Genomic DNA, 25,306 nt, shown 5'->3' with positions numbered 1-25,306 from the left:
CATGGCTGGATCCACCGCAACGCTGGGCCGCGGGCGCACCGCCGGCCACTACCAGGGGAACCCCGCCACGGCAGAGAAGCGCTGGGTGCGCTACACGCTGCTGACGCTGGGCCTGGCCTTCTTCGCCCTGTTCCTGCTGCTGCCGCTGGCGGCCGTCTTCACCGAGGCGCTGCGCAAGGGCTGGGACACCTACCTCACCTCGCTGATCGAGCCCGACGCGGTCTCCGCGATCAAGCTGACGCTGCTGGCGGCGGTGATCTCGGTGCCGCTGAACATCGTCTTCGGCGTCTGCGCCGCGTGGGCCATCACCAAGCACGACTTCCGCGGCAAGCAGCTGCTGATCACGCTGATCGACCTGCCGTTCTCGGTGTCGCCGGTGGTCGCGGGCCTGATCTACGTGCTGATCTTCGGCGCGCAGGGCTGGTTCGGCCCGTGGCTGCAGGAGCACGACGTCAAGATCATCTTCGCCGTGCCCGGCATCGTGCTGGCCACCGTGTTCGTGACCTTCCCGTTCGTCGCTCGGGAGCTGATCCCGCTGATGCAGGCGCAAGGCCGGGATGAAGAGGAAGCGGCCACGGTGCTCGGCGCCAGCGGCTTCCGCACCTTCTGGCACGTGACGCTGCCCAACATCAAGTGGGGCCTGCTCTACGGCGTGATCCTGTGCAACGCGCGCGCCTTCGGCGAGTTCGGCGCGGTGTCGGTGGTGTCGGGCCACATCCGCGGCCAGACCAACACGCTCCCACTGCAGGTCGAGATCCTCTACAACGAATATCAGTTCGCCGCGGCATTCGCGGTCGCATCGCTGCTGGCCCTGCTGGCGCTGGTCACCCTCGGGCTCAAGCAGCTCGTGGAATGGCAAGCGACGCGTAGTGTCGTGAAGGAAGAAGCATGAGCATCCAGGTCCGCAACATCCACAAGTCCTTCGGCAGCTTCACCGCGCTGGGCGACGTCAGCCTGGACTTCCCCACCGGCGAACTGACCGCGCTGCTGGGCCCGTCGGGATGCGGCAAGACCACGCTGCTGCGCATCATCGCGGGGCTGGAGACGGCCGACCGCGGCCAGGTGCTGCTGGACGGCGCCGACGCGTCGGACACGCATGTGCGCGAGCGCGAAGTCGGTTTCGTCTTCCAGCACTACGCGCTGTTCCGCCACATGACGGTCTTCGACAACGTGGCCTTCGGCCTGCGCGTGAAGCCGCGCAAGCAGCGTCCGCCGGAAGCGGAAATCAAGCGCAAGGTGCATGAGCTGCTGCAGCTGGTGCAGCTGGACTGGCTGGCCGATCGCTATCCGCCGCAACTGTCCGGCGGCCAGCGTCAGCGCATCGCGCTGGCCCGCGCGCTGGCCGTCGAGCCGCGCGTGCTGCTGCTGGACGAGCCCTTCGGCGCGCTGGATGCGAAGGTCCGCAAGGAACTGCGCCGCTGGCTGCGCCGCCTGCACGACGAGCTGCACATCACCAGCATCTTCGTCACGCACGACCAGGAAGAGGCGCTCGAAGTCGCCGACCGCGTCGTGCTGATGGATCACGGGCGCGTGGAACAGGTCGGCTCGCCGATCGAGGTCTACCAGCGCCCGGCGACGCCCTTCGTCTACGGCTTCCTCGGCGCGGTCAACCGCTTCGAAGGCCGCGTGGACAGCGGCATCGTGCGCGTCGGCGACCAGACGCTGGCGCAGGGCGCCGCGGCCTCGATCGAAGGCGCCCAGCATGGCCTGGTGCAGGCGTATGCGCGTCCGCATGAGCTGGTGATCATCCCGTCGCAGGATGCGCCGGGGCTGCCGGCGACGGTCGAGCGCGTGCTCGCCTTCGGCGCCGCCGCGCGTGTCGAGCTGCGCGGCGCGCAGGGCGAGCACCTGGAAGCGGAACTCAGCCGCGAGCAGGCCGAGGCGCTGCAGCTGTCCGCCGGTCAGCACGTGCGTCTGCAGGCCTCGCGCCTGAGTCTCTTCGGCATCGACCAGGCGGCATGAACCTCCAGCAGCTGCGCATCGTCCGCGAGGCGGTGCAGCAGAACTTCAACCTGACCGAGGTGGCGGCGGCGCTGTTCACCTCGCAGTCGGGGGTGAGCAAGCACATCAAGGACCTGGAGGACGAACTCGGCGTCGAGCTCTTCCAGCGCCGCGGCAAGCGCCTGCTCGGCCTGACCGAGCCGGGCAAGGAGCTGGCGGTCGTCGTCGACCGCATGTTGCAGGACGTGCGCAACATCAAGCGTCTGGCGCAGCAGTTCAGCAGCGCCGACCAGGGTCAGCTGACGATCGCGACGACGCACACGCAGGCGCGGTATGCGCTGCCGCAGGTCGTGGCGCGCTTCAAGGCGGCCTATCCGCGCGTGCACCTGGTGCTGCACCAGGGCAGTCCGTCGGAGATCGTCTCGCTGCTGCAATCGGGCGAGGCCGACATCGGCATCGCCACCGAGGCGCTCGGCAAGGACGACGCCTTCGTCACCTTCCCGTTCTACGAGTGGCGCCATGCGGTGGTCGTGCCGGAAGGGCACGCGCTGACGCGCCAGCCGCTGACGCTGGAAACACTCGCCGAGCAGCCGCTGATCACGTACCACGAGGGCTACACCGGCCGCGCGCGCATCGACGCCAGCTTCGCCGCGGCCGGCCTGGCGCCGGACCTGGTGATGTCGGCGCTGGATGCGGACGTCATCAAGACCTACGTGCAGATCGGGCTGGGCGTCGGCGTGATCGCGGCGATGGCCTTCGAGCCCGCGCGCGACTCCGGCCTGCAACTGATTGACGCGACCCACCTGTTCCCGCCCAACACGACACGCATCGCGCTCAAGCGCGGCCACTACCTGCGCGGCTTCGCCTATCGCTTCCTGCAGGAATGCGTCGCCGAGCTGACCGAGGACGCCGTGCGCGAGGCGATGGATCCGGGACGCGTGAGCCCACGCGCGCATCCCTGCGCGACGGCGGGCAAGGTTTGCAGCTTAGGCCTTCTATCCACATGCCTCCAGCGCGGGAATGCTTATCGATTTTTGTTGGAGGACACCGGGGTCGCGGATTCGAATAATCAATCCGCATAAGCAATCCGCTTTCCCGACGTTTCCTGACGTCTCCGACGCTTTCCGATGTCTCCCGCATCGGCTGACGTTCCCCCCGATGTGTGGCCGACGATGAACTTCCAGCAACTCCGATCCGTCCGCGAGGCCCAGCGCCGCAACTTCAACCTGACCGAGGTCGCCCAGGCGCTGCACACCTCGCAGCCCGGCGTGAGCCGCCAGATCCGCGAGCTCGAGGACGAGCTCGGCATCGACATCTTCATCCGTGCCGGCAAGCGGCTCACCGGGCTCACCGAGCCGGGCCGCAACGTGATGCCCATCGTCGAGCGCCTGCTGCGCGAGGCCGAGAACCTGCGCCGCGCCGGCGAGGACTTCGCCCGCGCCGACAGCGGCCACCTGCGCATCGCGGCGACGCACAGCCAGGCGCGCTATGCGTTGCCGCCGGCAGTGCGCGACTTCCGTGAATCGCATCCCGAGGTCAGCCTGCAGTTCACGCAGGGCTCGCCGCAGCAGGTCGCGCGGCTGCTGATCGACGGCGAGGCGGACATCGGCATCGCGACCGAAGCGCTCGCGCTGCATCCGCAGCTGCTGACGCTGCCCTGCTACCGCTGGACCCACACGGTGCTGGTGCCGCCCGGCCATCCGCTGGAAGCTGAAGCCAACGCGGGCACGCCGCTGTCGCTGGAGCGCCTGGCCGAGTTCCCGGTCATCACCTACGAGACCGGCTACACCGGCCGCTCGCACATCGACGATGCCTTCGCGGCGGCGGGGCTGGACCTCAACGTCGTGCTGGTCGCGATGGACGCGGACGTGATCAAGACCTATGTCGAGCTGGGCCTGGGCGTGGGCATCGTCGCCGCGATCGCCTACGACGAGGAACGCGACCGCCACCTGCGCTCGATCGACGCACGGCACCTGTTCGCCGACAACCTGACGCGGCTCGCCGTGCGCCGCGACGCCTACCTGCGCGACTACGTCTACGCCTTCATCGAGACCTTCGCGCCGCCGCTGTCGCGCGAGCTGGTCGAGCAGGCGCGCGTCGCGCCCAACGGCTCGGATTGACCGTCGATCGATGGGCGCATGGTCCCATCGAGGGGTGCCAAAAGAAATTCCGCATGTGCATAGTCCGGGTGCACAGCTAAGCAACGCAGAAAGCATTGGTTCAACGCGGAGAGGGCGCTTCCTAGAGTGACGGGCTCACCTGTTCACTCCCACAAGGAAGTCTCTTGAAGCAGTTCGTCGACCACGTGGCCCGCCTTACCGGACCGGCCGCCACGCTGGCCGCGGCCCTCGCCGCGGCCTATCCCGTCACCGGCGCCTTCGCGCAGGCCCAGCCGCCCGCTGGGCCCACTGTGTCCGCATCGGCCGCCGCGTCCACACAGGACACGGCCAAGGAAGCGCCGCTGCCGTCGGTGGTCGTCACCGGCTCGCGCATCTCGCGCGTCAACAGCGAGGGGCCAAGTCCGATCACGGTGATCAAGTCGGAAGACCTGGACCGGCTCGGCTACAAGAACGTCTCCGACGCACTGAGCAGCCTGACCGAGAACACTGGCTTCACGCAGGGCGAGGACTTCGGCAACACCTTCACGCCGGCCGCCAATGCGATCAGCCTGCGCGGCCTCGGCCCCAACCACACGCTGGTGCTGGTCAACGGCCGGCGCGTGGCCGACTACCCGACCGCCTATGAGGGCTCGGTCAACTTCGTCAACATCGCCAACATCCCGTCCGCGCTGATCGACCGCATCGAGGTGCTCAGCGGCGGCGCCTCGTCGGTGTACGGCTCCGACGCGATCGCGGGCGTCGTCAACATCGTGCTGAAGAAGCACGTCGACGGCGTCACCGTCAACCTGCGCGCCGGCAGCACCCAACGCGGTGGCGGCGAGAACGCGCGCGCGCAGATCACCGGCGGCCTCGATGCCGGCGCCTTGCAGGGCGTGTGGGGCGTCGAGCTCAGCAGCCGCGAGCCGATCTGGAGCCGCCAGCGCGACTTCATGGCCGACACGACGCTGCAGGGCGCCGCGCCGACGGTCGTCTTCGGCCGGCGCAACGCGACCGGCGGCGCCTACCTCACGCCGACCGACGGCTGCGCGGGCGCGGGCACGCTGTTCGAGGGCTCGGTCTCGGCCTACACGGCGAGGAACGGCACCTACTGCGGCAGCGGCCGCGCGTCGCCGACGTACTGGACGACGCAGACCGGCAACCGCAGCGCGCAGGCGGCGGGCGCGCTGACGCTCGCGCTGGACCACGGCCTCGAGCTGTTCGCCGAGGGCCAGTTCGGCTGGGCGCGGACCGAGAACAACACGCGTGGACCGAGCTGGACCTCGGACATCGCGGGCAAGGGCTACTTCCGCAATGCCACGACGGGCCAGCTGGAGATCTGGACGCGTCGCTTCGCGCCCGAGGAAATCGGCGGCGTGGACCGCTTCAACCGCAAGTGGCAGGACTCGACGCACAACGTCGCCGTCGGCGCGCGTGGCGAGCTGGCCGGATCCTGGACCTTCGAGGTGTCGGCCAACAGCTCCTACTACCTGAACCGCACCACGACGCCGCGACTGACGGCGGGCATCGAACAGCTGCTGCTCGGACAGAAGCTCGGGACCGAGGCGGACGGCACGGCGATCTATGCGGCCGATCCGGCACGCCTGTTCCGCCCGCTGACGCCGCAGGAGATCGACAGCGTCACCGACCGCAGCTGGACGCGCAACGCCAGCTGGAACCAGCAGCTGAGCGCGTCCGCCAGCGGCGAGTGGTTCAAGCTCCCCGGCGGTCCGGTGCGCGCGGCCGTCGTGGCTGAGGCAGGCACGCAAGGCTTCCGCAACGAAGCCGACCCGCGGCTGGGCCAAGGCGTCTTCTACAACACGAGCACCTCGCCCACCGTGCGCGGCACGCGCGAGCGGCTGGCGCTGGGAGGCGAACTCAATGCGCCGATCACGAAGCAGCTGACCGCGACCTTGGCCGCGCGGCACGACCGCTACGAATTCGCCGGCCGCAGCGACGGCAGCACGACCTACAACGCGGGCCTCGAGTTCCGACCGCTCTCGACGCTGCTGCTGCGCGCGCAGCACGCGACCAGCTTCCGCGCGCCGGACATGAACTACATCTTTGCGCAGCAGACGAAGGGCTACTACTCGTCGTCGACGGACTACTACCGCTGCGCGCAGACCGGGCAGCCGCTGTCGACCTGCGACTTCGCGGACGTCTCGCCCGGCTTCAACTTCGTGCGCACGGGCTCGTCGGACCTGAAGTCGGAACGAGGTCGCTCGTGGGGCGTGGGTGCGGTGTGGCAACCGGCCTCGTCCTTCGACGTGTCGCTGGACCTGTGGAAGATCGCGATCCGCGACCTGGTCACCGACCTCAGCGCCGACGGCGTGCTGCGCGACGAGTCGGTCTGCCGCACCGGCATCAAGGACATCCAGTCGCCGACCTGCGTGGACGCGATCGCCCGCGTGCGCCGCAACCCGGCCGACGCACTGGTCCGCCCGGGCGAGGTCGCGGAGGTCCGTGTCAATCCGATCAACGCGGCGAGCGAATCGACCTGGGGCCTCGACGTCGGCACGCGTTACACCTGGGCGACGGCCACGTGGGGCAAATGGACGGTCGACGCGAAGTACACGCGGGTCAAGAGCTTCAAGTACCAGCAGTTCGCCGGCGACGAGAACCGCAACGTCGTGGGCACGGCGGACTTCAGCGATTGGCCCAGCCGGCTCAACGCGAGCGTGGTCTGGCAGACCGGCGACTGGACGCACGCCGTCTCGGCGCAGCGCAACGGCCGCATCGCGCGCGAGGACCACGAGGGCACGCTGGGCCCCTACTGGAACTTCAACGCCAGCACCGCGTGGCAGATCGGCAAGCAGACGCGCGTCAGCCTGATCGTCAACAACCTGTTCGACAAGATCCGCCGCGATCCGAGCGCCACCTGGCCGTACTACCCGGTCGGCTACTACTCGCCGCACGGGCGGCAAGGCTGGATCGAGCTGGAACACCGCTTCGGCGCCTGAGCGCCGCACCGTTCCGACTGCCGCGGCGACCCCGCCCCGGCTTGCGGGCCGCCCCTCACGAGGGGGCGGCCCTTTTTTCCGGGAACGATGCAAAGCAAAGCAGATCTTCTTCGTTCCCTTTGACTGTGCGCTTGCCTACATTGAGCGCTCCCCTCAACCCCCCGTGATGAGAAGAATCCCGTGAACCCCATTCGCCGTCTCCGTCGCACCGTCTCGCTGCTCGCCACCGCCGCCCTGCTTGGCGGTGCCGCGCTGATGCCCCTGGCCCACGCGCAGGGCTCGGTCACGCTGCTCAACGTGTCGTACGACCCGACGCGCGAGCTCTACCAGGACTACAACGCCGCGTTCGCGAAGTACTGGAAGGCCAAGACCGGCGAGACGGTGACGGTGAAGAACTCGCACGGCGGCTCGGGCAAGCAGGCGCGCTCGGTGATCGACGGCCTGGATGCGGACGTCGTCACGCTGGCGCTGGCCTACGACATCGACGCGCTGCACGACCACGGCAAGCTGGTGCCGGCCGACTGGCAGAAGCGCCTGCCGAGCAACGCGTCGCCCTACACCTCGACCATCGTGTTCCTGGTGCGCAAGGGCAACCCGAAGCACATCAACGACTGGCCGGATCTGGCCCGCAGCGGCATCGACGTGATCACGCCGAATCCGAAGACCTCGGGCGGCGCGCGCTGGAACTACCTGGCCGCGTGGGCGTATTCGCTGAAGCAGCCGGGCGGCAACGCCGATTCGGCCAAGGCCTTCGTCAAGCGCATCTATGCGAACACCAAGGTGCTGGACTCCGGCGCCCGCGGCGCCACGACGACCTTCGTCGAGCGCGGCATCGGCGACGTGCTGATCGCCTGGGAGAACGAGGCCTACCTGGCGGTGAAGGAGCTGGGTCCGGACAAGTTCCAGATCGTCACGCCGAGCCTGTCGATCCTGGCCGAGCCGCCGGTGTCGGTGGTGGACAAGACGGTCGACAAGAAGGGCACGCGCAAGGTGGCGCAGGCCTACCTGGAGTACCTGTACTCGCCGGAAGGCCAGGAGATCGCGGCCAAGAACTACTACCGCCCGCGGGACCCCAAGATCGCCGCGAAGTACGCCAAGACCTTCGCGCCGGTGAAGCTGGTGACCATCGACGAGGTCTTCGGCGGCTGGCGCAATGCGCAGAAGACCCACTTCGACGACGGCGGCGTCTTCGACCAGATCAGCGCGGTGCGCTGAGTCCCGACGGGACTGCGCTTCACGCTGTCAACGTTTGTCTCCTCGGTCGGTCTCGGGCGCCGCGCAAGCGGCGTCATAGGCAACCAGACCGTTCGCTCTGTGCGAGCAGCCCCGCTGGCGGCAAGTCGGCGGGGCCTTTTTTCGTCCGCCCCGCCGGAACGTGCTGGGCAGTGACCAACTACCGCTCCACGGCGCAGGACAGGGGCGCCGTGCGACAGCGGCCAGCAACGATCCCCGTATGCTGTGGCCCGTGAAGTTCCTCGCTCCGATCCGTTCGCGCCTTGTCGCCCTCCTGCCGTCGACCGTCCTGCTGCTGGCGGCGCCGCACGCGGGCGCGCAAGGGCCCGGCGCAACACCTGCCCCCGCGCCGGCCGTCACCAGGATCACCTGGCTCGCCTCCGACCATGCGCCGCAGATGACGGGCGCCGACGCCAGCGGCGTGACCGGGCGCGTGATCGCCTACCTCGAGAAGCAATGGCCGGGCGTCCGGCACGAGATCGTCTTCGCCAACGCCAAACGCAGCTGGCAGATGATCGAGAACGGCGACGAGGTGTGCCGCGCCAACGTGGTCCGCACGCCCGATCGCGAGAAGGCGGCCTACTTCATCAACACCCAGCTCACGCCGCCGCCGGGCCTGATCGTGCGCCGCGACAAGCTCAAGCGCCTCCCGCGCAACGCCGCCGGTGAAGTGCAGCTGGCGCGGCTGCTCGCCGATCCGTCGCTGCGCGGCGCGCTGATCGACGGCCGCAGCTACGGTCCGGTGCTCGACGAGATGCTTGCCGCGCGGCCCGCCGACAGCGCGGTCTCGCTCTACTCGCCCAAGGACTTCGGCGCGCGCCTGCTGCAGATGCTCAGCCTCGGGCGCGCCGACTATTCGGTGGAGATGGACATGGCGCTCGTCATGGCCGGGAATCCGGAGGACCTGGTCAGCGTGCCGATCCAGGGCGCCAGCGACCTGGTGATGGCCGGCATCGCCTGCCCGCGCACGCCGTGGGGGCTCGCCGCCATCCGCGGCATCGACAAGGCCTACGGCCGACCCGAGGGCGCCGCCACCCTGCGGCGGGGCCTCATGCGCTGGCTCACGCCGGAAACCAAGGCCCACTACGCGGCCCGCTTCGATGCGTTCTATCGCGAACGCAGCAAGCCGTCCCGCATCGACCCCTGAACGACACCGTCGGTCCTCGTCGGTCCTCGTTGGAGCTTGCCGGTGAACGCCGGCGGCCGCCGACGGGCCCGACGCTGCCGCGCGTGGCGCTGGTGACGCTCAGGACTGCCGCTCGACGCGGTTGCGACCGCCGTCCTTCGCGCGATACAGCGCCTGGTCGGCACGACCGAGCAGCTCCTCCACCCGCAGATCCTCCGGTCGCAGCGCCGTCACGCCGAAGCTGGCCGTGAGCGACGCCAGCGGCGAGCCCGGTTGCAGCGCCAGCCCGCTGATCTCGATGTGATGCCGCAGGCGCTCCACCAGGTGCGTCGCGTCCTCCAGCGAGGTCTGGGGCAGCAGCAGTCCGAATTCCTCGCCGCCGAGCCGCCCCAGCAGGTCCTGCTTGCGCACGATCTGCGCGCACAGCTGCACCAGGTGGCACAGCGCGGCGTCGCCGCGCGCGTGGCCCAGCGTGTCGTTGATGCGCTTGAAGTGGTCGACGTCCATCATCACCAGCGACATCTCCAGCCCGTAGCGCCGGCTGCGCGCCAGTTCCGCGTCGGCATGCTCCAGGAAGCAGCGCCGGTTGGCCGCGCCGGTCAGCGCGTCCGTCGTCGCCAGCCGCTGCAGCTCGATCTCCAGGCGTTTGCGGTCGGTGAAGTCCACCAGCGTGCTCAGCACCGACGGCGCGCCGTCGTACACCACCGGCACCATCGACAGCAGCATCCACAGCTCGCTGCCGTCGGCCGCCAGCAGGCAGATCTCCTCGCCCTGCAGCCGGCCTTGTTCCTTGAACTTCACCTGCATGCGGTCCCGCTCGCCGGGCTCGCGGTAGAAGCTGATCGCCGGCTTGCCGACGAGGTCGTCCAGCGGACGTCCCACGATCGCCGCCGACGGTCCGTTCGCGTACACGATCAGGGCATCGTGCTCGCGCGTCACAACCATCGGGATCGGCGCGTGATCCAGCACCGCGCGCAGGCGCTCCTCGCTGTCGGCGAGTTCGCGCGTGCGCTGCGCCACGCGGCGTTCGAGGTTGGCGTTGAGCTCCTGCAGCTCGGCCACCAGCCGCGCGTTGTCCACGGCGTTGACGACGTTGGCGCAGAGCAGCTCCAGGAAGCTCACGCGCGCCTCGGTGAACACGCCCGCCGCGGCGGCGTTCTCCAGGTACAGCGCGCCCACCGTCTGCCCCTGCTTGAGCAGCGGCAGCGCCAGCACCGAGCGGGGCGGCGAGGGGTGGCGCTGGAAGTAGTCTTCCATCGTCGCCAGGCCGCGCGCGTCGACGATCAACTCGCGCCGGCCGTCGCGCAGCACGCGGCTCATCAGCGTCATCGGCAGTTGCTGCCCAGCGCGCTCCAGCGGCAGTTGCTCCAGCAGGTGCAGTGTCGGCGACTCGCCGAGCGTCGCCTCCGCCTGCAGCACCCAGCGCGAGGGACCGGCCGTGCCGCTCGCCAGCACGATCGCCGCGCGCTGCGCGCCGGCGTTCTCGGCGACGACCTCCAGCAGGCGGCGCAACAGGCGCGGCAGATCGGGCTGGCTGCTGATCGCCTGCACCGCCTTCGTCAGCGTGCTGAGATCGGCGGCATCCGCGCGGATCTCGCCCCCCTCGGCGCCTGCGTCGATCGAGGCGTCCCGGTCCTCGGCCGGCAGCGACATCGCCTCGCCCGCGAGCGCCGTGATGCCCCAGTCCTTCCAGGTCTTCTGCAGCCGCCATCGGGCCTGACCGGCGCGCGCCGGCGCGCGGTCTCGCCACGCGTCGACCTGCGCCCGCAGGACGGCCGCCACGTCGAGCGGCGTTCCCTGCGGTCCCTCCGCCGCTGCCAGCGCCTGGGCCAGCAGACGATCGATCTCTTCCTCCGGCGCGGCCGCCAGCATCGCCTGCTGCGCCAGCAGCAGCGCGATGCGGTCGTGCAGATGCCCGGGACCCGCGTCGCACCAGCGTTGCAGGCGACGCAGCGCGTCGTCCTCGAGCGCCTGATCGCGCGCTCCGCCCGCCAACGCAACGCGTTGCGCGGCCCACGCGGCGATGAAGAGCAGCAGTGATTGCGCATGCATGCCGCGCCCCGCGGCGAAGCGCGTTCGCGCCTCCAGCGCCAGGCGCAGCGCGGGCTCGGGCCGATCGGCGATGAAATGCAGCACCGCCTGCCAGCCGTGCAGGAACATCAATCCGGTCTGGTCCTGGCGCTCACCGTAAGTCCGCACGAGCGCCTCCATCCCCTCGAAGCCATCCTCCGGCAACCGGGGCTGCCGCAACGCGCGCACGAGTCCGAGCAGCGCGTCCTCATAGTCCGCCGCGACCGGCTGGCGCATCGCGCGCAGGCGCTGCCCGTGCGTGACCAGCTGATCCTCCAGCGCCGGCAGCGGCATGCCCGACAGCAGCGCATGCACGTCGTGGACGTACAGGCCGAGGCCCGCATGGCGCAGGTTGCCGAACTCCAGCCCGTTGCGATGCGTCTGCATCAGGCCGTCCATGCTGACGCGCAGCCCCTGCACCCAATGGCTGAGGAAGGCGTGGAACGAGAAGCCCGCGTGCGCGAAGACCTGCATCCAGCCGTGCCGCTCCACGAGCGCCGTCGACATGCGGCCCAGGTCGTGGGCGAAGCGGTAGTCGCCGAGGAATTCCGCGCACATCAGGCCCAGCACCGAGTACGCCGACAGCGCCTGCGGCACGTGGCCGTGGTCGACCATCAGCCGGACCTGGAACAGCGTCAGCAGCGGCAGCAGCGCCGGCCGGACGATGTAGGCCGCGGCGGTCATCTTGGCGGCGATCGAGATCAGCAGCAGCCGCTGCTCGTCGCGCATCGGTCCGCGTTCGGCCAGCGTGTCCAGGCCGATGGCGGCGATCTCCTGCTGCAAGGCGGCCAGCAGCTGCATGACCTGCCCCATCGCGTCGGGACCGCCGGCGCGCGGCAGCTCCGCACCGAGCAGCAGGAACAGCTCCAGTCCGAGGTCGACGGTCTCCGCGAGCCGACCCTGCGCGTAGAAGGCCTCCATGCGGACTTCCAGCAGCCGCGCGCGTTGCGCGTTGTCCTCGGCATCGGCGATCGCCGATTCGAGCAGCGCGTCCATGCGGGCCGGACGCCCGGCCAGATAGGCCATCCGCGCCGCGTGATGCAGCCAGGCGGCACGATGCGGCGAGTTGGGCGCCAGCTCGAGCGCGAGCTCCGCGTAATCCGCCGCCGGCTCGAAAGCGGCGGCGTCCATCGCCTGCCGGGACGCCAGGGCGTTGAAGCCGGCCAGCGCCTGGCGTTCGGCGTCGTGGTGGGCCTCGTGCAACAGCAGGCGCGACGCGTTCAGGTGATGCAGCACCGTGTAGGGAAGCGGCACATCCGGATGCAAGGCGCGATGACCGTCGCGCAGCAGCCGGCCGATGCGCAACTGCAGGGCGGGACGCTGGTCGGCCGCGATGCGCTGCAAGGCCGCCTCCTGCACGCGGTCATGGGCGAAGGCATAACGGACCGACTCGCTGGCATGGCCTTGCAGCTGCGGCGCGTAGCGGTACAGCGCGCTCGCCGGCACCAGCAGCTGCGCCTGCAGCGCCGGCAGCAGATCGGTGGCGAGCAGATCGGCCGGGACATCGAGCGCGGTGGCCAGGCTGTCGAGCCCGAAGCCTGCGCCCAGCAGCGCCGCCACGCTCAACGCCTGCCGCGTCGTGTCGGGCAGACGCTCGAGCTGCTGCAGCATCAGCGCGACGACGTTGTCCGCCGTGCGCGTGGCCGCGATGCGCTCCAGCGCGTGATCCCAGCGCTGCGCGGTGGCGTCGTAGTGGATCAGGCCGCGACGGACCAGGTCCTCCAGCAGCCGGCGAAGGAAGAACGGATTCCCCGCCGTGCGGGTCTGGCAGAGGCGCGCGAGCTCGTCGAGTCCCGCGTCCTCCTCGGCCGGATCCCGATGCAGGCTGTCGGCCAGCAGATGGCGCGTGTCGTCGAGTCCGAGAGGGCCGACGCGCAACGGCATGAAGCGCTCGCCGAGTTGCTGACGCAGTTCCGCCAGTTCCTGCGCGACCGGATGACCGGGCGGGACCTCGTTGTCGCGATAGGCCACGACGAACAGCGTGTGGCGCAAGGTCGCGTCGTGCAGGCATTCGCGCAGCAGTCGGCGCGAGGCGCGGTCGGCCCATTGCCAGTCGTCGAGGAACAGCGTCTGCGGCTCTCCCTCGCGCGCCAGCGCGGCGAAGCCCTGGCTGACGGCGCGCAGGAAGCGGTTCTCCGCCTCGGCCGGGCCGACCGGCATCAGCGGTGCATCCAGGGCCAGCAACGGCGTCATCTCCGGCAGCGCCTGCGAAAGCAGCGCGGCATTCGCGCCGAGGCGCTCGCGCAGCCGATCGCGCCAGACGGTCTGCTGAGGCGCGGGCAACGCCAGCACCTGCGCGGCGCGCTGGACCAGCAGGTGCAGCAGCGGACCGTACGGACGGTCCTGGCCGTACTGGTTGAACTTGGCAGCCGCGAAGTGCCCGCGCTGCGCGAGCAGGCTGCGTTGCGCCGCCAGCACCAGCGCGGTCTTGCCGATGCCGGAGAAGCCCGACACGGCCACCAGTCCCGCACCGCCGGCCTGCCCCTGGGCGGCGTCCTCGAAGGCCAGCCCCAGTTGCGCCTGCGCCGATTCGCGGCCGTAGAGGCGCCCGCTCGGCTGGAAGCGCACGGCCGCGTCGCCCTGTCCGGCCTCGAAGCCCGGCAACCCGCGGCCCTGCTCCAGCGCCGCCTCGCAGAGCTGCAGGTCGTGCCGCAGCGCCTGGTGGCTCTGGTAGCGGCCTTCGGGCTCCTTGTGCAGGCAGTGCGCGACGACCTGCGCCAGCGGCGCGAAGACCTGGTGATTGCGCGTCGTCGCCATCGGCGCCGCGAGCGCCAGATGCGCATGCACGGCGCGCGCGGGATCGTCGATGTCGAATGGCGGCGCGCCGGTCAGTGCTTCCAGCAGCGTGGCACCGAGGCTGTAGAAATCGGCCCGGTAGTCGACATCGCGGCTCATGCGACCGGTCAGCTCCGGCGCGAGCGTCGCGAGCGACGCCTCGATCAGTTCGGCCCGCTGGACCAGCGGTCGCTCGCGCTCGATCTCGGCGGCGAGCCCGAGGTCCGCGATCAGCACCTTGCGCGCGTCACGGCCCGCGCCGGGCAGCAGCACGATCTGGCCGGGTCCGAGATTGCGGTGGATGAGGCCCTGTCCGTGCAGGTGCTGGAGCGCCTCGACCAGGTCGAGCGCGATGCGGATCAGCGCATCGTTGCCCAGCGTGCCGCGGCGCAGGCGGTGTCGCAGGGTCTCCGCGCCGAGATCGGGCAGCAGCAGCGCCGGACGGCCGTCAGGCGCGATCCACGCCGAGGGGCGCAGGATGAAGGCGGGGTCGAGGCGCTGGGCCAGCTCGAACTCGCGGCGCAGCCGGGCCACGGCGGCGGCATCGGCGCGGGCGTCCCGCAGGCGCTTGAGCAGCGCCGTGCCGCCTTGGCCATCGCCGACCCGGACAACCTCGCTCCGGCGGCCCTGGTGGAGCATCTGCTCGGCCTGCCAGGCACCTGGGTCGGTCGCCTCCCACGCTCGTCTGTCCTTCATCCCATCCGCTCTCTGTTGTCCACGGACTGTAACGGCTGGCTACGACGGGCCAGCCTTCCTCCACCGTCAAGGCGACGACGCCCGCGGCAGGAAGCGGAAGAAAGCGACAGATCCGCCCGGCTTCGTGGCGTGGCGTGCACGGCGCTGTCCCGCGTGCGGGCACGGGACCCGCGGCAGATCACCGATTCGATCAAGAAACGAAGCGGCGAGGACCGCTGGATGCGGCCCTCGTTCATTGGCGCCTGGCGGCACTGTCCGTTGCAATCGGCTTCAGCTGCCGTACTTGATCGAACAGCCGTAGGGCTTGGTGCTCGCGTGCGTGATCTTCTTGCCGGCGGCCAGCTCGCCCAGCGCCGTCTTCACGTAGGGATCGGCCTTGGCGATGTCGTCGGCCTTGGCGGTCGCGATGCTGTCGATGCCGCCCTTGTAGACCAGCACGCCTTGCGGATTGACGATGAACAGGTGCGGCGAGGTCTGCGCGCCGTAGGCCTTGCCCAGCTGGCCGCTCGGATCGAGCAGCACCTGCGTCGGCGCCGCGCCGCGATCCTTGTTCAGCTTCGTCGCCGTCGCGCCGTCGACATGGCCCTGCTGGCCGGGCGCCGACGAGATCACCTGCAGCCACACGACGCCTTGCGCGGTGGCCTCCTTCTGCAGCGCCGGGATGTTGCCGCTGCCGTAGTGCTTCTTCACGAAGGGACAGTCGTGGTTGGTCCATTCCAGCACGACGGTCTTGCCCTTGTAGCTGTCCAACGTGACCGTCTTGCCGTCTGCCGTGGTCGCGCTGAAGGCGGGCGCGGGCTGGTCGATCTGCGCTTGCGCATGCGCCAGTCCGGTCATGGCCATCGACGCCGCGATCGCGGCACCGGCCAGGACGGCGCGCCGCGACAGCGCGCCGCGGAACGATGAGGTCATGGAAGTCATCGGGTGATTCATGGCGAGGTCTCCAGGATGAAAACGGCGATAGGACGGGAACGGCGTGGGCCGGCGGCTCAGGAAGTGCCAGCCCTCAGGGCCGTGGTGACGATGCCGGGCGTCAGCAGCTGCGGCAGCACCTGCGCGCCGCTGCCCGTCCCGGCCGGATAGAACAGGTACAGCGGCACGCCGCTGCGGTCGTGCTGCTTCAGCAGCTCGGTGATGCGGGGGTCCTGACGGGTCCAGTCGCCCTTGAGGTAGGTCACGCCCTGCTTCTCGAAGGCATCGCGAACTTCGTCGGTGGACAGCGCGACGCGCTCGTTCACGAGACAGGTGATGCACCACGACGCGGTCAGGTTCACGAACACCGGCTTGCCTTGCGCGCGCAGCTGGGCCAGACGTTCGGGCGAGTAGGGCTCGTGATCGGCAGCTGCGGCTCGTTGGGGGACCGCCCGATGTCGCCGCGTCTGGTGACTCGGTGCCGCCGATCGCCGACAGCATCGGCAACAGCGCCGCGGCCGCCACCAGCGACGCGATGGCTGCGCCCGTGCCGGTCCATTGCCAGCGCGACGACGCATTCCGGCTCACCGAACGGATCCAGGCGGCCAGCGCCAACAGGCCCATGCCCGCGAGCGCCACCAGCACGCCCATCGGTCCCGCCTGCTGCGCAATCACCCACACCAGCCAGATGGCCGCCGCAAACATCGGGAATGCAAGCGCCTGCTTGAGCACGTCCATCCAGACGCCCGGACGAGGCATGCGTCGCTGCAGCGCAGGCCACCAGGCCAGGGCCAGATAGGGCAACGCCAGGCCCAGTCCGAGCGACAGGAAGACGGCCATCAGTTCCGCCGCCGGTTGCGCCAGCGCATACGCCATCGCCGCGCCCATGAACGGCGCCGTGCACGGTGTCGCGACCACCGTCGCGAGCACGCCCGTGAAGAAGCTACCGGAGAGGCCGGGCTTGCTCGCCAGGCCCTGTCCCACGCCCGCGAAACCCGCACCGATCTGCAGCTGGCCTGCCAGCGACAGGCCCAGCACGAACATCAGCCAGGCCAGCAACAGCACGAACAGCGGCGAGTGGAACTGGAAGCCCCAGCCCACGCTGCCGCCCGCACCGCGCAACGCCAGTAGCACGCCGCCGAGCGCGGCAAAAGCGATCAACACGCCCGCGGTATAGGCCAGACCCTGGCGGCGATGCTCGCCGGCATTGCCATGCAGAAAGCCCAACGCCTTGATCGCCAGCACCGGGAACACGCAGGGCATGAGGTTCAGGATCAGACCGCCGATCAACGCGAGACCCATTGCTCCCCAAAGGCTGATACTGGATCCGCTGGCGGAGGATGTGCCCGCCGTTGACGCCTCCACCGGTGTCACGACCGTTGCAGGCGTCGTCGACGTCGGCGCCGTGCCGCTGACCGGGAGGCTGACTTCCCATGCCTGGCCATCCACCAGCAGCAGACCGTTCAACGGCTTGCCGGCCGGGGCGGGTGCTTCACCGACGGGCGCGCGCAATCGCCAGTCATCACCGACGCGGTCGAGCTGCGGCTTCGCGGCATGCTGCATGCGACCCCAGTCCTGCGGCATGAACAGCGCCTGCTTGACCTCGGGCGTGGCCGACGCGGGCCACGTCACGAGCAGGTCCTTTCCCTCCAAGCGGGCGGCGGCCTGGAACGATGCCTTGCCGGGCAGGGCGGCGCGCGCGGTGGACAAGATGGTGGCTTCCGCCGAGTCCTTCGCTGCGGCACCGATGGGAATCGACAACGCGAGCGTCGCCTGCTGCGGGATGCATTCCTCGCGGCAGACGAGCCAGGAGGCTTCGGCGGTCACGGTCGTCGTCTGTCCTGGGGTCAGGTCTTGCGGCAGGCGGACTTCGGTCAACAACAGGACCTGGTCCTCGTAGCCGTAGTTGGTGATGGGACCGACGTCGAAGCGTTTGGGTGCTGGCCAGAGGATCTGGCCGGCGGTCGCGCCCTTGGGCAGCGTCCATTCGATGCTGGTGGGCTGGCCGGAGTCGCCGGGATTTTTCCAGTACGTGTGCCAATGGGGAGCGATGCGTTGTTCGAGCGCGAGTAGCAGCGTCTGGCCTGGTGCCACCTGCGAGGACGCGCTGATCAGTCGGACCTGGACCTCGTCGGTGGCGGAGCGATCCGTCGGAGGTGCGGCGTCCGCGGCGGACGCGAGGGTGACCAGCGCGACGAACGTCGTTGCCGCTGCCGATCGCAGGAGGTTCAAGGGAACAAGTCGCATGGGCGCGATGCTAGGCAATGGTCCTGACCCTCACAAGGCGTCGACCTTCCTTGTTTCCTTACTTCCACGATTCGAGGAAACCGGAAAATCCGACATCCGCGATCCACGCCACCCGTGAAGTCGCCAAGAAAGGGGAGGTCAGCGGGTGCGAGTGGGGCCGGAATGGGGCTTGGGGGTCCAGGAGGGATCCCCCATGCCCCGTGGAGAGCCCGCGCTTGGCCAAGCGGTGTCCAGGGACCTCAAAAAGCGCAAAAACCATCGCACAAAAACGCTGAGAGCCTGACAACCCCTGCCAGGAATGAACGCCGGAATCAGCCGTTCGGAATATCGGGCTCGACGAGTTGGGCAAGCAGCATCAACGACTCCTGCCAGCCCAGATGGCAGGCTTGGGCAGGGATGACATCGGGGATGCCTTCCTGCGTGACGTTCATTTCGGTCCCGCAGAAAACGGCCGTCAGCTCGATGGTCGTCGTCATGTCGCCGGGCAGATTGGGGTCGTCGAAACGGCTCGTGTAGCGGAGCTTCTTCCCGGGCTCGAGCTCGAGGTATTCCCCGCCGAAGCTGTGCGACCCGCCGGCCGAGAGGTTGGTGAACGACATGCGCCAGGTGCCGCCGACCCTCGGATCCATATGATGCATGGTGCCGGTGAAGCCATGCGGCGGCAGCCATTTGCACATCGCGGCCGCATCGGTGAAGGCGCGATAGACGCGTGCCGGCGGTGCTTTCAGGACGCGGTGCAGACGGATGGTGAAGGGCATCGGTGTCTCCTGGATTCGTTCGCGAATGGAGAATCACCATAGCCTCGGAAGGTGTCCGGCGCGAGACCCCGCGCCCCTGACAGGGATTCCACGGAGGAGGGTGTCTTGCGACCGCGGCTCACCGCGGTTCATCGCGGGTCAGGCCTTGCTCAGACCGAGAACGACCACTCCAGGATGCCGGCGCGCTCGGGCCGGCGCTCTCGCGCGGCACGGGCCTTGGCGGCCTCGACCCAACGCTTGGCCAGCGGGAACGGACCGAAGCCGGACTCCGTGTTGATGTGTCCGACCAGGCCGATGTTGCTGTAGCTGCTGCCCCAGCGCGTGGCCCAGCGTAGCGCGCTCGATGCGCTCATCCAGGGATCGTTCTGGCTGGCGATCAGTGCCGTCGGACGACCCAGTCGCTGGTGCGGCAGGCTCTCCGCCAGGCCGAACTTGTCCGGCTCCGCCGGCGCGACCAGCAGCGCCTCGCGCACCGGCGAGTCCGGATGACGCTGCAGGTGATGCGCCAGCGCCAGGCAGCCGAAGCTGTGCGCCACGACGATCCATTCGCCGGGGCCGGCGTTGTCGATGCGCGCATGGATGCGCTCCGACCAGCGCTCCAGATCCGGATGGCTGAAATCGCGCTGGCGCACCCGGTGCGCGTCGCGGTACTGCTGCTCGAGCCAGCTCTGCCAATGCGCCGGCCCGCTGTCGTGCAGGCCGGGGATGATCAGCAGGCGCGGCTCGGCGCTGCCGTTGTGCTGTGTCGCACGGAGAGGGTAGAGCGCCATGGCGATCTCCTGCTTGACTCGGGCCAGCGGCTCACAGGGTGGCGATCGACACCTCGGTGGACTTCACCAGCGCGACGACTTCCTTGCCGACGGTCAGGTTGAGCTCCTTCACCGAGCGCGTCGTGATCACCGACGTGACGATCAGGCCGCCGGCGGTCTGCACGTCGACTTCCGAAACGACCGGACCTTCGACGATTTCCTTGATGGTGCCGCGGAACTGGTTGCGGACGTTGATGGCGGTGATGGTCATGTGAGGGGCTCCTGAAAAGATGGGGACCAGCTTAGGCAGCGGGGCTCATTTGCCGAACGAAGCGCTTGATGGATCAACATGCGCTGGCCGCATAAGAGGCGTGGGAGGGCGGGGGAGGGCGAGAGCGGTAAAGCGGAGGTAAAGCCGGTGTCGCCGCTGCGCGATGCGCCCCGCCGGCGCCGTCACGCGGGAATCTCCGTTGAAGGCTGTCACGGAGCCCCGTGCACGATCCGCCATCCCCTGCCGGCCGCCGCCGGCGCATCGTTCGACATGGGTTTCTTGTCATGACCAAATCGTTTGCGCGCGGCCTGGCCGCGTTGTCGCTGATGGCCGTTTGTTGCGGTCAGGCCTTCGGATTCGGGGCCGTCGGCCACAACACCGTCGGTGAGATCGCCGCCCAGCTGATCAAGGGCCACCGCGCCGAAACCGAGGTCAAGCGCATCCTCGGTCCGGTCTCGCTGCGTGACATCGCCGTGTGGGACGACTGCGTGAAAGGCATCGACACCGGCAACGACTTCAAGTACGCCGTGACCGGTCGCTTCGCCGAGTGCGCGGTGTTCGAGAACAACGCCGAGGAAGAAGCCCGGATGCGCGACTACGTGAAGCGCAACTTCGAGCAGTGCCAGCCCAAGCCGGGCGAGGAGTCCTGCAACAAGCAGTACCACTATGCCAACGTCGCCATCCAGCGTGGCCGCTACATCCCCGGTGCGATCGGCACCAGTGATCATGACCTGGTGCCGGCGTTGAAGGCGGCGATCCTCGTGCTGAAGACCGGCAAACAGACACCACCGATGGACTTCAACGAACGGGAGGCGCTGGCGCTGGTCGTGCATGCGATTGGCGACATGCACCAGCCGTTGCACATGGGTTCGTTGTACCTGGACGCGGACGGCAAGCCGTATGACCCGGACACGCAGGGGGCGGACGCGCAGACGCACACGGTGGGCGCGAACGCCATCACGCTGCCGAAGCCGGACGGCACCCCGGGCGGCAACCTGCACAGCTTCTGGGACGGGCTGCCGGGTCGGCTGAGCGCCGAGCAACTGGCGGCGATGCCCGCACTGGCCAAGGACGTGCCGCCAGCGACGGGCAATCCGAACGACTGGCCCGTGCAGTGGGCAAGCGAGTCGCTGCTGGGGGCGCGCGATGCGTTCGACGGCATGAGCTTCGGCGCCCGCCAGCAGAGCCTGCGAGGTCCACGCTGGCTGGCCACGCCTCCGGCGGGCTACGACGCTCGCAGCCTCGAGCAGACGCGTCTGAACGTCATCAAGGGCGGCGCCCGCCTGGCGCAGATGCTGGAGAGCATCTGGCCGGACAAGGGGGACAAGAGGTGACCCTCGGAACTCGCTTCCACACCCTCAGGAAGCCCCGCCATCGCGGGGCTTTTTTCGTCCTGACGGACGACTTGTCTTGATCGGCGGGCCTGTGCACAACCCTGGGGATGAGCGATGAACAACTGGCAGGTTGTCCACATCGGTTCCGCGGCGCCAGAACTTGTTGTCTTTCCATCCCGCAGTTGCACCGGGTTCGGCCCACACCATTGCCCTGCTCGCAAGTCCTTGTTCCGACAAGCAATTCGGGCGTTGTCCACACGAACCCGCGAACACCTACTAATACGACCAAGAAGATATTCAATACAAGAAGATAAGAAAAGCGGGCATGTCACACTCTCGGAATGTCTGCTTTACCTGCCTCTCCCGCTTCACTTTTCACCGCCTCGGCGGGGTTCGAGTCAGCGTGTCAGATCGACGCGCTCCCCCCAGGACACCGCTCGCGCGGTCTGCATGGTCACAGCTATCTGGCCACGGTCCGCGCCGAACTGCCCGCCGGTTGGGCACCGTTCCCCGGAGGCGAAGTCAGCGCGCTGCGCGACTGCCTCGAACGGTGCATCGCCCCGCTCGACCATGCGCTGCTGAACCAGCACATCACGCAGCCGACCGACGAGAACATCGCGCGCTGGATCCGGCACCGTCTCGAGACCGAGTTCAAGGTCCCCGGCATCACGCAGGTCGGCATCCAGAGCACATCGAACTCCGGCGTCGACCTGGACGCCAACGGTCACGCGCATGTCTGGCGTCGATACCGTTTCCAGGCCGCCCATCAGTTGCCCAACGTCCCGATGGGCCACAAGTGCGGCCGCATGCACGGTCACGGGTTCGAACTGATCCTGCATGCCAACCAGGATCTCGGTGAGCGCGACCTGAGCATCGACTACGACCACCTCGACGAGCTGTGGGCACCGTTCCATGCGCAGTTGAACTACCAGTGCCTGAACGAGATCGAAGGCCTGTCCAATCCGACCAGCGAGCTGATCTCGTCCTGGCTATGGGCACGCCTGAAGCCACAGCTGCCCGAGCTGAGCTGGGTCACCGTCTACGAAACCGGTTCGAGCGGCGCCAACTTCGACGGCGAGCGCTACCGGATCTGGAAGGAGTTCACCCTCGACAGCGCGGTGAAGCTCGATCGCGCGCCGGCGGGGCATCCGCTGGCGGGCATCCACGGCCACACCTTCACCCTGCGCTTGCACCTGAGTGCGCCGCTGGACCAGGTCTACGGCTGGGCCATGGACTTCAGCGATGTGAAGCTGCTGTTCGATCCCATCTTCAAGGCGATCGACCATCACCCGCTGCATGAACTCGCCGGCCTGCCGGATTCCGACACGGCCAGCCTCGCGGCCTGGGTGCTGCAGCAGGCCAAGGCGCAGCTGCCGCCCCTGGAGCGCGTCGACCTGTACGAGACCCGTGGCAGCGGAGCGATCGTCAGCCATGGTCCGTTCGAGGAGCTGATTCCGGTATGACCTACGCCGTCAAGGAAATGTTCTACACGCTGCAGGGCGAGGGCGCTCAGGCCGGCCGCGCGGCCGTGTTCTGCCGCTTCGCCGGCTGCAACCTGTGGACCGGTCGCGAGCAGGACCGGGAGAAGGCCGTCTGCACCTTCTGCGATACCGACTTCGTCGGCACGGACGGGCAGGGTGGGGGCAGTTCGCCGCGGCCGATGCCCTCGCGGAAGCCATCGACGCCAAGTGGCCCAAGGACGAGCACGGCCGCAAGACCGGCACGCCGTACGTCGTCTGTACCGGCGGCGAGCCGCTGCTGCAGCTCGATGGTCCGTTGATCACCGCGTTGAAGGCTCACGGCTTCGAGATCGCCGTCGAGACCAACGGCACCCAGCCCGCACCTGAAGGCCTGGACTGGATCTGCGTCAGCCCCAAGGCCGATGCGGAAGTCGTGCTCACCCGGGGCAACGAGTTGAAGCTGGTTTATCCACAGCCCTTGGCCTTGCCGGAACGCTTCGCGGATCTGGCCTTCGACCACTTCTTCCTCCAGCCCATGGACTCGATCCTGCAGAAGCAGAACACCAGGGCGGCCATTGCGTATTGCATGGACCATCCGCAATGGAAGTTGTCGATCCAGATGCACAAGGTGGTCGGGATCGATTGAGGCGAACGGGGAAGTTATCCCCGTTTCCGTCGGTGCTAGCGCAAGTCGGACGCCGCTGTATAGCCAACAACGCTGTGGAAAACTTTCTGGCAACTGGCCACTTCTCCACAGGCCGGCACGGGGAGTCACCTGTTGTTGTCGATCCGTGCAACGCCAACGAGGTCCTCCACACACAAGGTTTCAGTCAGCTCAAGTCTTTGGTTCTAAAGGGAATTTCTGACTTGTCCACAAAAAGATCGTCCCTCTACTAAGACGACTAAAGAGATATTTAAAACCTTGATGTTGAAAACAGAGGCGAGAAAATCTTTGCGACGTTGCTGTCGTGTGCCTGCAGCGCACACGGCGCTTGAGCAGGCCGCGTCGGACTTGCACACTGCGAAGCCATGGACATAGCCGACCTGCAACGACGGCTGCGCGACTTCGCCGCAGCTCGCGACTGGGACCCCTACCTCACGCCGAAGAACCTGGCGATGGCGCTGGTCGTGGAGTCAGCCGAGCTCGTCGAGATCTTCCAGTGGAAGACCGCCGAGGAGTCTCGGCAGCTGTCGCCCGAGGAGCATCAGCATCTGGGCGAGGAAATCGCCGACGTGTTGATGTACCTGCTGCAGATCGCCGATCGTGCCGGCATCGATGTGCCGGCCGCGGTCGATCGCAAGATCGCGATGAACGCCAAGAAATATCCCGCTCCGACCGCATGAAGCGCACCATCGCCGTCATCGACTTCGAGACCACGGGCAACTCCCCGCAAGGCGGAGGCCGAGCCACCGAGATCGCCGCCGTGCTGCTGCGTGACGGGGAGATCGTCGGCCAGTACCAGAGCCTCATGAACACCGGCGCGTGGATCCCCCCGATGATCGAGCGCCTCACCGGCATCAGCAACGAGATGGTCGAGGACGCACCCGATGCGGCGAAGGTCATGCGTGAGGTCGCGACGTTCACCGAAGGCTGCGGCTTCGTCGCGCACAACTCGAGCTTCGATCGCGGCTTCTGGCTGCATGAGCTTGATCGTGCCGACGCTTCGCCGCGCATTGCGCCCGAGTTCGCCTGTACCGTGAAGCTGGCTCGTCGCCTCTATCCGGATTCTCCGAACTGCAAGTTGGGTACGCTCGCCCGCTTTCATCGCCTGCCGGATAACGGTCGTGCCCACCGCGCGCTCGCAGACGCATTGACCACCGCTCAACTGGTGCAACGGATGCAGCGCGACATCGGCGTCGAACTCGCCGAATTTCTCGGGGAACTGAGCGTCGAACACGAGCTGTTGCTGCGCTTGCAAGCCGTGGCGCGTCCTCACTGGCATAAGGCCGCCACCGGTTTTGCCCGCGACTTCCGGCGTCATCTGCAGGTTTCACTGGTTTGAAGTTCGCCTGTCGTTAGCCTGGTGGCGCGACATGGCTCGATGCGCCCCTGCGGCGATCAAGATCAGCAAAACATTTGCTGTCAAGGTCCCCGTTTGGTCGCATTGACTGGGACAATCCCGCCCTTTCCCCGAAATGCGTTTGTTCTCCAAGTATGTCGAGTATTCAGATTCGCCCGGCCACACTGCGTGATGCCAAGGCCATCGCCCAGATCCAGGTGAGTTCCGCTCAGGACGCGTACAAGGAGTTCTGGCCCGATACCGCCCTGAACGGCTTGTCCGTCGCCCAACGCCAGGCCTACTGGCGCGAAGCCATCAACATGTGCGAACCGCAAGTGCTGGTCGCGCACCTGGACAACGAGGTGATGGGTTTCGTCGGCTTCGACCGCTCCCGCGACAAGGGCACGCCCTCCACGACCGGTGAGATCTGGGCCATGTACGCGATGCCTGCCCATTGGGACAAGGGCGTCGGCCAGGCGCTGGTCGAAGCGGCTCAGGAAGGTCTTCAGGAAGAAGGCTGCACCCGCGTCACGCTGTGGACCTACAAGAACAACGAGCGTGCGATGCGATTCTTCGAGCTCGCCGGCTTCCGCGCCGAGACGGACAGCGTCAAGGCCGTCGACGTCGAAGGCCGCGCGCTGGAACAGCTCCGCCTGCAACGTTCGCTGGTCTGAGCCT

16 protein-coding genes and 4 pseudogenes are annotated in these 25,306 nt (G+C 68.3%); 13 read left to right on the top strand and 7 right to left on the bottom strand.

The genetic code is table 11. The annotated features are described in order from the left end of the window. Position 1 precedes the first annotated feature (1 nt). From cysW to ACFJIX_RS07630, 7 genes and pseudogenes are all read left to right on the top strand, one after another. Positions 2–892, top strand: coding sequence for a sulfate ABC transporter permease subunit CysW (gene cysW / locus ACFJIX_RS07660; protein WP_377158884.1), 891 nt, complete (start codon positions 2–4; stop codon positions 890–892). Further along, positions 889–1,962: a sulfate/molybdate ABC transporter ATP-binding protein gene (locus tag ACFJIX_RS07655; protein WP_377158882.1), complete on the top strand. Its 1,074-nt coding sequence runs from the start codon at positions 889–891 to the stop codon at positions 1,960–1,962. Before cysW ends, ACFJIX_RS07655 begins: the two co-directional genes overlap by 4 nt. Continuing rightward, positions 1,959–2,846 (top strand): annotated as a pseudogene (locus ACFJIX_RS07650) (CysB family HTH-type transcriptional regulator); the annotation flags it as partial. The gene ACFJIX_RS07655 and the pseudogene ACFJIX_RS07650, both read left to right, overlap by 4 nt. A 267-nt stretch (positions 2,847–3,113) precedes the next feature. Then, a complete protein-coding gene (locus ACFJIX_RS07645) occupies positions 3,114–4,061 on the top strand; it encodes a CysB family HTH-type transcriptional regulator (protein ID WP_377161670.1) in 948 nt (315 codons plus the stop codon). 164 nt (positions 4,062–4,225) lie between these two features. After that, positions 4,226–6,997 carry a TonB-dependent receptor plug domain-containing protein gene (locus ACFJIX_RS07640; RefSeq protein ID WP_377158880.1) on the top strand — a complete coding sequence of 924 codons (2,772 nt, stop codon included), beginning with the start codon at positions 4,226–4,228 and terminating at the stop codon, positions 6,995–6,997. Between the two features lie 255 nt (positions 6,998–7,252). After that, positions 7,253–8,212 carry a sulfate ABC transporter substrate-binding protein gene (locus ACFJIX_RS07635; protein ID WP_377161668.1) on the top strand — a complete coding sequence of 320 codons (960 nt, stop codon included), beginning with the start codon at positions 7,253–7,255 and terminating at the stop codon, positions 8,210–8,212. Positions 8,213–8,450: 238 nt separating this feature from the next. Next, positions 8,451–9,377 carry a TIGR02285 family protein gene (locus ACFJIX_RS07630; RefSeq protein ID WP_377158877.1) on the top strand — a complete coding sequence of 309 codons (927 nt, stop codon included), beginning with the start codon at positions 8,451–8,453 and terminating at the stop codon, positions 9,375–9,377. Between the two features lie 99 nt (positions 9,378–9,476). Here the strand turns inward: ACFJIX_RS07630 and ACFJIX_RS07625 are convergent, their stop codons facing one another. The 7 genes and pseudogenes from ACFJIX_RS07625 to ACFJIX_RS07595 form a co-directional block, all read right to left on the bottom strand. Further along, on the bottom strand, positions 9,477–14,897 hold the full coding sequence (locus ACFJIX_RS07625) for a diguanylate cyclase (RefSeq protein WP_377158874.1): 5,421 nt from the start codon (positions 14,895–14,897) through the stop codon (positions 9,477–9,479). A gap of 270 nt (positions 14,898–15,167) precedes the next feature. Continuing rightward, positions 15,168–15,692 (bottom strand): annotated as a pseudogene (locus ACFJIX_RS07620) (redoxin domain-containing protein); the annotation flags it as partial. A gap of 194 nt (positions 15,693–15,886) precedes the next feature. Further along, positions 15,887–16,387: a thioredoxin family protein gene (locus ACFJIX_RS07615; RefSeq protein WP_377161666.1), complete on the bottom strand. Its 501-nt coding sequence runs from the start codon at positions 16,385–16,387 to the stop codon at positions 15,887–15,889. A 1,195-nt stretch (positions 16,388–17,582) separates the two neighbouring features. Next, positions 17,583–18,056, bottom strand: a pseudogene (locus ACFJIX_RS07610) (protein-disulfide reductase DsbD domain-containing protein); the annotation flags it as partial. Between the two features lie 311 nt (positions 18,057–18,367). After that, positions 18,368–18,814, bottom strand: coding sequence for an SRPBCC family protein (locus ACFJIX_RS07605; protein ID WP_377158871.1), 447 nt, complete (start codon positions 18,812–18,814; stop codon positions 18,368–18,370). A 149-nt stretch (positions 18,815–18,963) separates the two neighbouring features. After that, entirely contained in the window at positions 18,964–19,584 is a 621-nt protein-coding gene (locus tag ACFJIX_RS07600) for an RBBP9/YdeN family alpha/beta hydrolase (protein ID WP_377158868.1), read from the bottom strand. Between the two features lie 31 nt (positions 19,585–19,615). Further along, positions 19,616–19,834: a molybdopterin-binding protein gene (locus ACFJIX_RS07595; protein WP_377158865.1), complete on the bottom strand. Its 219-nt coding sequence runs from the start codon at positions 19,832–19,834 to the stop codon at positions 19,616–19,618. A 284-nt stretch (positions 19,835–20,118) separates the two neighbouring features. Between ACFJIX_RS07595 and ACFJIX_RS07590 the strand changes: the two genes are divergently transcribed. The 6 genes and pseudogenes from ACFJIX_RS07590 (at position 20,119) to ACFJIX_RS07565 (ending at position 25,302) form a co-directional block, all read left to right on the top strand. Beyond that, positions 20,119–21,168, top strand: a complete 1,050-nt coding sequence (locus tag ACFJIX_RS07590) for a S1/P1 nuclease (protein WP_377158862.1) — start codon at positions 20,119–20,121, stop codon at positions 21,166–21,168. Positions 21,169–21,509: 341 nt separating this feature from the next. Continuing rightward, positions 21,510–22,631, top strand: a complete 1,122-nt coding sequence (locus ACFJIX_RS07585; RefSeq protein WP_377158859.1) for a 6-pyruvoyl tetrahydropterin synthase family protein — start codon at positions 21,510–21,512, stop codon at positions 22,629–22,631. After that, a pseudogene (queE, locus tag ACFJIX_RS07580) lies at positions 22,628–23,274 on the top strand (7-carboxy-7-deazaguanine synthase). The gene ACFJIX_RS07585 and the pseudogene queE overlap by 4 nt, the downstream one beginning before the upstream one ends. A 383-nt stretch (positions 23,275–23,657) precedes the next feature. Next, on the top strand, positions 23,658–23,972 hold the full coding sequence (locus tag ACFJIX_RS07575) for a nucleotide pyrophosphohydrolase (protein ID WP_377158857.1): 315 nt from the start codon (positions 23,658–23,660) through the stop codon (positions 23,970–23,972). After that, the gene (locus ACFJIX_RS07570; RefSeq protein ID WP_377158854.1) at positions 23,969–24,631 is read left to right on the top strand and encodes a PolC-type DNA polymerase III; all 663 of its coding nucleotides are present in this window, start codon (positions 23,969–23,971) and stop codon (positions 24,629–24,631) included. The genes ACFJIX_RS07575 and ACFJIX_RS07570 overlap by 4 nt, the downstream gene beginning before the upstream one ends. Before the next feature lie 152 nt (positions 24,632–24,783). Continuing rightward, on the top strand, positions 24,784–25,302 hold the full coding sequence (locus ACFJIX_RS07565; RefSeq protein WP_377158852.1) for a GNAT family N-acetyltransferase: 519 nt from the start codon (positions 24,784–24,786) through the stop codon (positions 25,300–25,302). Positions 25,303–25,306 lie beyond the last annotated feature (4 nt).

Source organism: Roseateles sp. UC29_93, assembly GCF_042695725.1.
GTDB classification, from domain to species: domain Bacteria; phylum Pseudomonadota; class Gammaproteobacteria; order Burkholderiales; family Burkholderiaceae_C; genus Roseateles; species Roseateles noduli_A.
This window is presented reverse-complemented; position numbering and strand designations above follow the sequence as displayed.